Below are 1,803 nucleotides of genomic sequence, written 5' to 3'. Positions count from 1 at the left end.
GGCCAGCACGAACCCGTCCACGTCTCCGTCATCATCCGGCGGTGCCGCTGCTTCCCAGTGCAGGCCCCAGAACCCGTCCGGGTAGAACTCGACTGTACTCACTGCTTCTCCTCCGGCATCTTCACATGTACGTCGGTCCAAATCGCTTGCCAATCAAGCCTGTTGATGTGTCCGTACCTGTCGCCCTGCTCCATCACCCGCAGTGTGGCCATGGTCAACGCTTCGTCAGGCTGCTCCGTGAGCCGCAGAGACACCCGCAGGTGCCCCTCCTCAGTCCATGTGATCGAGGGCGGACGCCCGTACAACATGTGAAGCGCCTTGGCGATCTCCCGCGCTCGTGCCTTGGCGTCTTCGCGCGGCGACGCCACTACGCCGCCGCCGGCTGAATCGTCACCAGATGGGACCAGCCGACCAGCGCGAACGACAGGTCGAGACGACCGTCACGGGTCAGAAACTCCGTCACTCGTTCCACCGCATCCGGCCGGGTCAGGAAGTACTGGTAGGCGTCCGCCTGCACCGCGCCGAGCGGCAGCACCCGCAGCGACTCCCACAACCCCGCCAGTGCGTCCGGCAGATGCTTGAACGTGGCGGGCTCGGTGATGCCCTCGATGGACACCGTTACGGCGGTCGTCGTTCGCTTTCCCAGCAGTACCGACATGGGCTGCTCCCCTCGCTGTGGAGACGCCAGGTTGGCACTCCCTTTCGGACGTATCAGGCCCATAGCCCAGACAGTTGGCGCGTTCCGGCGGTAGCGTCAGAGAACGCCCAAACGTCTATGGGGGATGACTTGAACACTGCCCTACGATCAGCTATGTCCGCTGCTGGTCTTACGCCACGCCAGTTGGCGGGCCGTGTGGGAGTGACGGGCAAGACGGTCGAACGCTGGCTGTCGGACGATGACCTGATCCCCCACGCGCGGAACCGGGAGGACGCCGCTCAGGCGCTGGGAGTTGACGCAACTATGCTGTGGCCGAAGGCAGTTCGGGACGTACTGAAGACCGGGTCAGATCGGGAGATCGTCCGCAGCTACCCGTACCGATCGGCATGCCCGTCCTCTGTATGGGGAGAGCTGATCACAAGCGCGAAGTCCGAACTCTTCTTTGCCGGATATACGAACTACTTCCTGTGGCTCGAACAACCGAACCTGGTCGAGACACTCCGACGCAAGGCCGCCGCAGGCTGCCGGGTCCGCTTCCTCATGGGTGACCCTGCCGGGGAGGTCACGCGTCAGCGCGAGGCCATCGAGGACGTGGCACTCACCGTCTCCACCCGCATCCGGATCACCTTGGAGCACCTGCACCGGCTCGGGCCCGTCGAGGGCGTGGAAGCTCGGTTCACTGCCCCGGAAGACGCGATGAACCACGTGAGCCTGTCCGTGTTCAGGTTCGACCACAGCGCCCTGGTGACGCCACATCTCGCCCGCCTCGTCGGACACGACTCACCGCTCATGCACCTGCGAGGCGCAGGGGAGGGCGGAATGTGGTCCCGATTCACCGACCACGCCGAGGAACTGTGGGAACGAGCAACCCCCGCGCTCTGAACCGTCTCAGCACGTCAAGGTCCGGAAATGCCGAAACGGCCCCCGACCCACCGCCCGCTAGGGGAGGTAGATCAGGGGCCGTTGTGATGCTGGTTGCGGGTCAGTCCCAGATATCGGAGTCGTCGTCCGGTTCGGGTGGGGCGATGGCGACCCGCGCGCTCGGCGAGAGCCCCAATTCGCGGATGTAGCGTGCGAGTTGTGAACGGTATTGCGCAGCGATGGTGGCGGCGCCGTTCTTCACAGTCCCGCGCTCGGCGGTCACC

4 protein-coding genes are annotated in these 1,803 nt (G+C 65.0%); 1 reads left to right on the top strand and 3 read right to left on the bottom strand.

All coding sequences use genetic code 11. From position 1 onward, the window contains the following. Positions 1 to 98: 98 nt before the first annotated feature. Complete coding sequence (locus ABD323_RS40830) at positions 99 to 254, bottom strand: hypothetical protein (protein WP_344447168.1); 156 nt, start codon at positions 252 to 254, stop codon at positions 99 to 101. A 113-nt stretch (positions 255 to 367) separates the two neighbouring features. Further along, complete coding sequence (locus ABD323_RS40825) at positions 368 to 658, bottom strand: hypothetical protein (protein WP_344447167.1); 291 nt, start codon at positions 656 to 658, stop codon at positions 368 to 370. 303 nt (positions 659 to 961) lie between these two features. On the opposite strand from ABD323_RS40825, the gene ABD323_RS46240 reads away from it, so the two are divergent. Beyond that, positions 962 to 1,540 carry an XRE family transcriptional regulator gene (locus ABD323_RS46240; protein ID WP_344370832.1) on the top strand — a complete coding sequence of 193 codons (579 nt, stop codon included), beginning with the start codon at positions 962 to 964 and terminating at the stop codon, positions 1,538 to 1,540. 100 nt (positions 1,541 to 1,640) lie between these two features. Here ABD323_RS46240 and ABD323_RS40815 read toward each other — a convergent pair whose 3' ends face one another. Beyond that, positions 1,641 to 1,781, bottom strand: a complete 141-nt coding sequence (locus ABD323_RS40815) for a P27 family phage terminase small subunit (protein WP_344447169.1) — start codon at positions 1,779 to 1,781, stop codon at positions 1,641 to 1,643. Between the last annotated feature and the right edge of the window lie 22 nt (positions 1,782 to 1,803).

It is taken from the genome of Kitasatospora nipponensis, from assembly GCF_039528135.1.
Lineage (GTDB): Bacteria > Actinomycetota > Actinomycetes > Streptomycetales > Streptomycetaceae > Kitasatospora > Kitasatospora nipponensis.
The sequence above is the reverse complement of the archived record's forward strand: the minus strand, read 5'-3'. Positions and strand labels throughout refer to the sequence as shown.

Excerpts from the sequence above, each read along its gene's own strand:
- ABD323_RS46240 (WP_344370832.1), top strand. The coding sequence starts at position 962 with ATGCTGTGGCCGAAGGCAGTTCGGGACGTACTGAAGACCGGGTCAGAT.
- ABD323_RS40825 (WP_344447167.1), bottom strand. The coding sequence starts at position 658 with ATGTCGGTACTGCTGGGAAAGCGAACGACGACCGCCGTAACGGTGTCC.